Source organism: Isoptericola sp. NPDC019571 (assembly GCF_044389385.1).
Lineage (GTDB): Bacteria > Actinomycetota > Actinomycetes > Actinomycetales > Cellulomonadaceae > Isoptericola > Isoptericola nanjingensis.
Map to the genome: position 1 here is coordinate 45,026 of NZ_JBIRXZ010000009.1, position 7,856 is coordinate 52,881.

A 7,856-nucleotide genomic window follows, 5' to 3' on the forward strand; every position below is an offset into this window, starting at 1 on the left:
CGCCGGGCGGTCAGGCCGTGCGGACCTCCAGCGCCTCGCCCGGCGCGAGCCGCCGGTACTCGGCCCCGCCGAGCCCGCCCGCGACGCGGTCGACCAGGGCCAGGCCGGCGTCGTTGAGGATCGCGTCGTGGATCGGGACGGCGACGCGCGGCGCCACCCGGCGCACGTAGTCGACCGCCTCCGCGAGCTTGAGCCACGGCGCCGCGACCGGCAGGGCCAGCACGTCGACCCGGACGTCCTCGGGGGCGGGGGTGAACGAGTCGCCCGGGTGCAGCACCGCGCCGTCGACGAGGAACGCGACGTTGGCCGGCGGGGTCATGTCCGGGTGGATGGTCGCGTGCACGTGCCCCAGCGCCTGCACGGCGAACCCGGCCGCGTCGAACGACGCGCCGCCGTCCACCGCGTGCAGCCGGTCGGCGGGGGCGCCTGCGTCGGTGAGCTGCTCGACGACGGCGGCCGGGGCCCACAGGTCGGGCCCGCCGTCGGCCGCGAGCGCGGCGGCCGTGCGGGGGACGTCCACGTGGTCGACGTGCTCGTGGGTGACGAGGACGGCGTCGGCGCCGTCGAGGATGCGCGGGTCGGTGAACGTGCCGGGGTCGATGGCGAGGACACGGTCGTCGCGCTCCAGGCGGACGCCGGCGTGGCCCCAGGTGGTGAGGGTGAGGGAGGACATGCTGCCCATCCTGGCCCTGTCACCTGGAAGTGTCCTCAGCGGTGTGCTCGAGCAGGGCCGGGAGGAGCACGTCCCACGACGACGGCGGTGCGACCTGGTGGCCGACGCCGTCGAGCACCAGCAGCCGCGCCCCGGGGATCCCCGCGGCCAGTGCGGCGCCGTGACCGGGGAACAGCGGGTCCTCGCTGCCGTGCACGACGAGCGTCGGCACGGTGAGGTCCGCCAGGGTGCCCTCGAACGGGGCCCCGGGTTCCGCGGCGAAATGGTTCGTCCCGGCGGTGGCGTCGATCGAGCGCGCGATGGCGCGGGTCGCGACGGCGCGGGTGCGCGACTCGTCGAAGTCGCCCCGGCCGGTGAGCGCGCGGTCGTCGGCGACGACCGCATCGATCAGCGCGTCCGTGTCGCCGGGGTCGGGGGAGGGGCCGTCCCACAGGCCAGCGAGCTCGGGGGCGGACGGGGCGAGCGCGGCGTCGTCCGGCCCGGCGAACGCGCGCGTCGTGGACATCAGCGTGGCCGAGGCGACCCGGTCGGGGTGCTCCAGCGCGAGCTCCTGCACCATCGCGGCGCCCGCCGAGAGGCCCACGAGGTGCGCCCGCACGACGCCCAGGTCGTCGAGCACCCGCAGCGCGTCCTCGGTGAGGTCGCGGCTCGTGTAGTCGGGGGCGCCGGGCGGGCAGGTGGCGGAGCGGCCCGTGTCGCGGTGGTCGTACCGGACGACGCGGCGCCCGCCCGCGGCCAGCGCGGCGCAGAGGTCCGCCGGCCACCAGTCCATGGACGAGGCCACGCCCCCGAGCAGCAGGATCGTCGGGTCGGCGGGGTCCCCGACGGCCTGGTAGCACAGCGGGGCCGCGCCGTCGGTGAAGAGCTCCGGCCCGAGGGCGTCCCCGTCCGCGGGCCCGACGGACGAGGGGTCAGGAGGTCGCGTCATGCGGGGTGGACGCCGCGGGCGGGCCGGACTCATCGCCCGACGACGTCACGGCAGGCGCAGCAGCGCCTGGACCGGGGTGTGGTCGCTGGGCCAGCGACCGTCGCCGCGCCAGGTGTTGATACCTGCCGCGAGCACCTCGGTGCCGCCCGACGCCAGGATCCAGTCGATGCGTTCGCCGCCGGGCACGGGGGCGCCGTAGTCGGGGAACGTGCCGACGTCGGGGGTGAGCCGTCGGTCGGCGACCACCCACGTGTCGCGCAGGCCGCCGTCGGTGACGAGCACGTCGTAGGGCGCGGACCGCTCGGCGGGCGCGTTGCAGTCGGCGGTGAAGACGGCGGGGAGCCCGGACCCTGAGACGAGGTCGCGCACCACCTCGGCGCTGCGCACGCGGGCGGGCTCCGACTCGTGGTCGAAGTGCGAGTTCACGTGCACGAGCTCGGTGCCCGTGCGCTCGTCGCGGAACCGGGCCCACGTGACGACGCGCGGGTAGACGTGGTCCCACGTCGAGCCCGCCAGCCGGGGCGTGTCGGACAGCCAGAACTGGTCCCACCACAGCAGCGACAGCCGCCGGGCGTCGTAGAGGATCGCGGAGTGCTCCCCGGCGGCGCCGCCCTCGCGGCCGTGCCCCACCGACCGGTAGTCGTCGCCCAGTGCGTCGGTGACGGTCGTGAGCTGCGCGAAGTGCGCCTCCTGGACGCCGAGCAGCGTCGGCCGTTCCCGCGCCAGCAGCCGGCCGACGAGAGGCGCGCGGTCCGGCCAGTGGTCCGGGCTGCCGGGGAGCGTGTCGTCGATGGCGCAGCGGACGTTGAGGCTCATCACGTGCAGCAGGTCGGCGTCGGGCGCACCGACCAGCGGGGCGTCGTCGGGCGCGACGGGGAGGGTGTCGGGCACGGCCGCCACCGTACCCGGGCACCCGCCCGCTGCTAGGTTCGGGCGCATCGTGACCGACCCCTCCCGAGACACCGCCCCGACCGCCGCCCGCCCCGACGCCGACACCGACACCGACGCCGACACCGACACCGCTCGACTCGTCGCCTGGGGCCAGGAGCTGCGCTCCGTCCACGCCCGCCTCCGCGACGCCCTCGAGGTCGCGCGCGAGGCCGTCGACTCCGCCGGCGACGCCGCGCCCGCCCCGACCGACGGCGCCGACCCGCGCCGCCTGCTCGGCCTCTACTGCCACGGCTTCTGCCAGGCGCTCGAGGGCCACCACCGCGGCGAGGACGCCAACGTCTTCACCGCCCTGCTCGACCTGCGCCCCGACCTCGCGGACGTCGTCGCCGAGCTGCAGCGCGACCACCGGCTGCTCGACCACCTGCTCGGCGAGCTGTCCCGCGCGGTCGACGCCGGTGCGGACGCCGCCGCTCTCGACCGCCACCTGGACGGCATCGACGCCGTCATGGAGACGCACTTCCGGTACGAGGAGAAGCGGCTGGTCGCCGCGCTCGACGAGCCGGCCCTCGCCGCCGCTCTGTCCGGGACCGGCCGGCGCGCCGCCCTCGGGCCGCTCGCCTGAGCCGTCCGCGACCGGCCCAGGAAGTGCCGCGCCGAACGGTGCCGACGGGCTGTCACCTCGTCGGGTGGGACGACGGCGCACGTCGGGCAGACTGGGCGCACCGCCGTCCCGCACCGCCCGAGAGGTCCCCCATGCCCGCCACGCCCGTGTCCCCCCGCCCGCCGCTGTCCGTCGTCGGCCGCGTCTTCGCCGTCGTCGCCGTGATCGAGGCGTTCACCTGGGCGGGCCTGCTGGTCGGGATGTTCCTCAAGTACGTCACGGAGACGACGGAGGCGGGCGTCTGGCTGTTCGGCCGCCTGCACGGCGCGGCGTTCGTGGCGTACGTGGTGGTGGCGCTGGTCGCCGCGGTGAAGCTCCGCTGGGGCTGGTTCCGCGCGCTGGTGGCGCTCGCGGCCGCCGTCCCGCCCCTGACGACGCTGCTCGCCGAGTGGTGGCTGCGCCGCACGGGCCACCTGAGCGTGCCGTCGGCGGTGTCGTCAGAGAAGTCCGCCGAGACCCGGCTCGGCGACGAGGCGACGGTTTCCTGATCGTTACCCCGCCCGCCACGCCGGCGTCGCCCGGCGCCGCTACGGTGCCCCTGATATCTCCTCACCTCAGGGAGCACTCATGTCCTTCGTCCGTCCCCTCGCACGCCGGCGGACCGCCGGCGTCGCGTGCGTGACCCTCGCCTTCGCGGGGATCGCCACCGCCGGCGCCGTGTCCGCCAGCGCCGACCCGATCGTCGACGTCCAGATCCTCGCCACCAACGACTTCCACGGCCGCATCCAGGCGAACGGCACCGAGGCCGGCGCCGCGGTGCTGGCCGGGGCCGTGCAGCAGCTGCGCGCCGAGAACCCGAACACCGTGTTCGCGGCCGCGGGCGACCTCATCGGCGCGTCCACGTTCGAGTCGTTCATCCAGCACGACAAGCCCACGATCGACGCCCTCAACGCCGCGGGCCTCGACGTGTCGGCGGTCGGCAACCACGAGCTCGACCAGGGCTACGACGACCTGGTGAACCGCGTCATGGCGCCCTTCGACGCCGAGACGAACCCGTACGGCGGCGCGCAGTGGCAGTACGTGGCCGCGAACCTCAAGATGAAGGCGACCGGCGACGACGCCGTCCCCGCCACGTGGATCAAGGACTTCGGCGACGTGCAGGTGGGCTTCGTCGGTGCCGTCACCGAGGAGCTGCCCGCCCTCGTCAGCCCCGCGGGCATCGCGGACCTCGAGGTGCGCGGCATCGTCGACTCGGTGAACGAGGAGACCGACGCGCTCAAGGCCGAGGGCGCCGACCTCGTCGTCATGCTCGTGCACGAGGGTGCGGAGTCCACGGACTGCGCGGCGATGCCGACGGCGGACAACGCGTTCGCCGAGATCGTGAACGACGTCAGCCCCGACGTGGACGCCATCGTCTCCGGGCACACGCACCTTGCCTACGACTGCAGGTTCCCGGTGGATGCGTGGTCCGGCGAGGCCGTGACGGAGCGCCCGGTGGTCTCCGCGGGCCAGTACGGCTACAACCTCAACCAGCTCACCTACTCGGTGGACGCCGCGACGGGCGAGCCGGTCGGCGTCGAGACGGGGATCCTGCCGTTGGCGGGCCAGTACCCGGCCGACCCGGCGGTCGGGACGATCGTGTCCGACGCGGTCAAGCAGGCCGACGTGCTCGGCGCGGAGCCGCTGGGCGAGATCGCCGGTGCGTTCAACCGCGCCAAGCTGTCCTCCGGCGCGGAGAACCGCGGCGGCGAGTCCACGCTCGGCAACCTCGTCGCCGAGGTGCAGCGGTGGGCCACCGAGGCCCCCGAGTCCGGCGAGGCGCAGATCGCGTTCATGAACCCGGGCGGCCTGCGCGCCGACATGGTGGGCTCCGGCACGGACGCCTTCCCGCGCACGCTCACCTACAAGCAGGCCGCCGCCGTGCAGCCGTTCGCCAACACGCTCGTCAACATGGACCTCACGGGCGAGCAGATCAAGACGGTCCTCGAGCAGCAGTGGCAGCGCGACAAGGACGGCAACGTGCCGTCGCGGCCGTTCCTGCGGCTCGGCGTCTCCGAGGGCTTCACCTCTACCTTCGACGCGAACCGGCCCGAGGGCGACCGCATCACCGGCATGTGGCTGGACGGCGAGCCGATCGACCCGGCGACGTCGTACTCCGTCACGGTGAACTCGTTCCTCGCGTCGGGCGGCGACAACTTCCGCGCCTTCGCGGACGGCGCGAACGCCCGTGACACGGGCAAGGCCGACCTCGCGGCGTTCGTCGACTACATGGCGACGCACGCCGCCGGCGAGCCGCTCGCCGTCGACCCGGGCCAGCGCGCCGTCGGCGTCTCGTTCCCGGCCGACGCCCCCGAGGCGTACGAGCCCGGTGCGACCGTCGCGTTCGACGTCTCCTCCTGGTCGATGTCCGCCCCCGGGGACGTCACCGACCCGGAGCTCACCGTGTCGCTCGGCGACCGGGTGCTCGGCACCGCCGCCGTGGACAGCACCGCGGGCACCGAGCCGTACGACACGATCGGCACCGCGTCGGTCGCCGTCGAGCTCCCCGCGGACGCCCCGTCCGGCGCCGCGACGCTCACCCTGTCCGGCGCGGCGACCGGCACCGAGGTCACCGTGCCGATCGAGGTGGCCGAGCCGGCCAAGGCCACGCCGACCCTCACGGTCGACGCGCCGAAGACCGCCGTCGCCTGGTTCCAGCCGGTGCGCCTCGCGGTGTCGGTCGAGACGCCGGACGGCACGCCCACGGGCAAGGTCACCGCGACGGTTGACGGCAAGAAGGTCGACGCCGCCACGCTGAACAAGAAGGGCGACGCGCGCCTGTGGGCGGGGCCGTTCAAGCCCGGCACCGTCGAGGTGGAGCTGCGCTACTCCGGCGACGACGCCACCGAGGCCGCCACGACGACCACCACCATCCGGGTGAAGAGCCTGTGGGAGGTCATCTTCGGCAGTCTGTGACGGGGTGCCCCGACACCTCGCGCATGAACGGCCCGGCCCGATGCTCCCCTGAGCATCGGGCCGGGCCGTTCGGCTTGTCGGTGCGCCGTCAGGCGCGACGTCGGACGTGCAGCGCGGCGCCGGCCACGGCCGCCAGCAGGCCGAGGGCGAGCAGGATCCCGCCGCCGAGCGCGGCGTCCCCGGCGGGGCTGGACTCCATCTCGGACCGCATCGTGCCGGTGCCGTCCGCGAGCTCGGTCGTCCCGGCCGCAAGCGTGGCCGCGCCGTCCGCGAGGTCCGTGCTGCCCTCCGAGAGCTGGGTGGCGCCTGTGGCGAGGCGCCCCGCCCCGGCCGCGAGGTCGACCGAGCCGTCCGCCAGCGTCCCCGCACCCTTGTCGAGGTCCTGCGCGCCGGTGTCGATCTTGCGGATGCCGACCGCCGCGTCGTCCGCGCCGTCCGCCAGCTTGCCGAGACCCGTCTCGAGCTCACCCGCCCCGCTCTGCGCCTCGCCGAGCTTGGTCGTCAGGCGAGCTGCTCCCGACGAGACCCGTGCCGAGCCGTCCACCAGATCCGGCAGCTTGCCTGCCAGCTCAGCCGCACCGTCATTCGCGCGGACGGTGCCGGCGGCGACCTCGGCGGCTCCGTCGGCGAGCGTGGGGAGCCCGCTGGCGAGCGCGGCTGCGCCGTTGTCGGCGCGGACGGTGCCGGCGGCGACCTCGGCGGCTCCGTCGGCGAGCGCGGGGAGCCCGCTGGCGAGCGCGGCTGCGCCGTTGTCGGCGCGGACGGTGCCGGCGGCGACCTCGGCGGCTCCGTCGGCGAGCGTGGGGAGCTTGCCGGCGAGCTCAGCTGCACCGTCGCTCAGCTCGGCGGTCTTGCCCGCCAACGTCGTCACGCCTGAGTCGAGATCCGACGATCCCTGGGCGAGCGCCGTCGCGCCCTCACGAGCCGAGGCGGCGCCTGCCTGGAGCTCCGAACCGCCTGCAAGGAGAGCGCCGATCCCGTCCCGGACCCGCGCAGCCCCTGCGTCCACCTGCTTCGCGCCGGCGTTGAGACGGACGGCGGCGTCGGCGAGCTGTCCAGCGGCGGACGCGATCGACTCCGTGCCGTTCGCCACGGAGGCCGCGCCGGTCTGCACGGCCGTCGACCCCGCGACGAGGCCCTTTTCTCCGTCGAACCCACCGGCGAGCTGTGCCGCACCGTCGCGCGCGCCGCGGACACCACCTGCGACCTGGGCGGCGCCGGCCGACAGGCCCTTGGCTTTCTCCGTCAGGGCCGTCAACTTCGCGGTGAGCTCGGGGTCCTCGGTCGAGGCGGCGAGGTCGGCGAGCGCGCTCGCCAGGTCCGAGCTGCCACCAGCGACCTGTCCGGCACCCGCGTCAACGGACTTGAGCCCCGTGGCGAGCGAACGACTCGCGTCGGCGGCCTTGGCGACTCCCTGGGCCAGGGCCTCGGACCCTCCGGCGAGTGATGAGGCGCCGTCTGCGGCCTGCCGAGCCCCGTCCTTCAGTGTCTCCGTGGGCCCGACGAGGGCGGTCGTGCCCTCGAAAACCTGGGAGGCGCCGCTCGCCACGCTCTTGGCTCCCGTGCCGAGCTCGCCGCCCGACGTCACGAGCTTGTCGATTCCCGCGGACAGCTGGCCGACACCGGACGAGAGGTTGGAGGCGCCCGAGGCGAGGGCGCTCGAGCCGGTGGCAAGCCTCGTGCTTCCCGCGGCGATCAGTTCCGACCCGCCTGCGAGAGCGTTCGCGCCGTCCGCGGCCTTGGCGTTTCCGGCGGCGACCTGGGCTGCGCCGTCGACCAGCTGGGGGAGCTTGCCGGAGAGCTCGGAA

General features: G+C 75.0%; 6 protein-coding genes and 1 pseudogene. 3 read left to right on the plus strand and 4 right to left on the minus strand.

The annotated features are described in order from the left end of the window. Positions 1 to 10: 10 nt before the first annotated feature. From ACH443_RS15835 to ACH443_RS15845, 3 genes are read right to left on the minus strand one after another with little or no spacing between them, the layout of a single operon-like run. Positions 11 to 673: an MBL fold metallo-hydrolase gene (locus ACH443_RS15835; protein WP_429763061.1), complete on the minus strand. Its 663-nt coding sequence runs from the start codon at positions 671 to 673 to the stop codon at positions 11 to 13. Between the two features lie 19 nt (positions 674 to 692). Then, complete coding sequence (locus tag ACH443_RS15840; protein ID WP_430590836.1) at positions 693 to 1,601, minus strand: alpha/beta fold hydrolase; 909 nt, start codon at positions 1,599 to 1,601, stop codon at positions 693 to 695. Between the two features lie 45 nt (positions 1,602 to 1,646). Beyond that, a complete protein-coding gene (locus ACH443_RS15845) occupies positions 1,647 to 2,492 on the minus strand; it encodes an endonuclease/exonuclease/phosphatase family protein (protein WP_430590837.1) in 846 nt (281 codons plus the stop codon). A gap of 49 nt (positions 2,493 to 2,541) precedes the next feature. On the opposite strand from ACH443_RS15845, the gene ACH443_RS15850 reads away from it, so the two are divergent. The 3 genes from ACH443_RS15850 (at position 2,542) to ACH443_RS15860 (ending at position 6,048) form a co-directional block, all read left to right on the plus strand. Further along, complete coding sequence (locus ACH443_RS15850; RefSeq protein WP_430590838.1) at positions 2,542 to 3,114, plus strand: hemerythrin domain-containing protein; 573 nt, start codon at positions 2,542 to 2,544, stop codon at positions 3,112 to 3,114. Positions 3,115 to 3,245: 131 nt separating this feature from the next. Next, positions 3,246 to 3,641, plus strand: a complete 396-nt coding sequence (locus ACH443_RS15855; RefSeq protein WP_430590839.1) for a DUF3817 domain-containing protein — start codon at positions 3,246 to 3,248, stop codon at positions 3,639 to 3,641. Positions 3,642 to 3,720: 79 nt separating this feature from the next. Further along, positions 3,721 to 6,048, plus strand: coding sequence for a 5'-nucleotidase C-terminal domain-containing protein (locus ACH443_RS15860; RefSeq protein ID WP_430590840.1), 2,328 nt, complete (start codon positions 3,721 to 3,723; stop codon positions 6,046 to 6,048). Between the two features lie 88 nt (positions 6,049 to 6,136). Here ACH443_RS15860 and ACH443_RS15865 read toward each other — a convergent pair. Next, positions 6,137 to 7,856: pseudogene (locus ACH443_RS15865) on the minus strand (hypothetical protein); the annotation flags it as partial.

Coding starts and splice junctions, on each gene's coding strand:
- ACH443_RS15835 (WP_429763061.1), bottom strand. CDS start 673: ATGTCCTCCCTCACCCTCACCACCTGGGGCCACGCCGGCGTCCGCCTG.
- ACH443_RS15855 (WP_430590839.1), top strand. CDS start 3,246: ATGCCCGCCACGCCCGTGTCCCCCCGCCCGCCGCTGTCCGTCGTCGGC.
- ACH443_RS15860 (WP_430590840.1), top strand. CDS start 3,721: ATGTCCTTCGTCCGTCCCCTCGCACGCCGGCGGACCGCCGGCGTCGCG.
- ACH443_RS15840 (WP_430590836.1), bottom strand. CDS start 1,601: ATGACGCGACCTCCTGACCCCTCGTCCGTCGGGCCCGCGGACGGGGAC.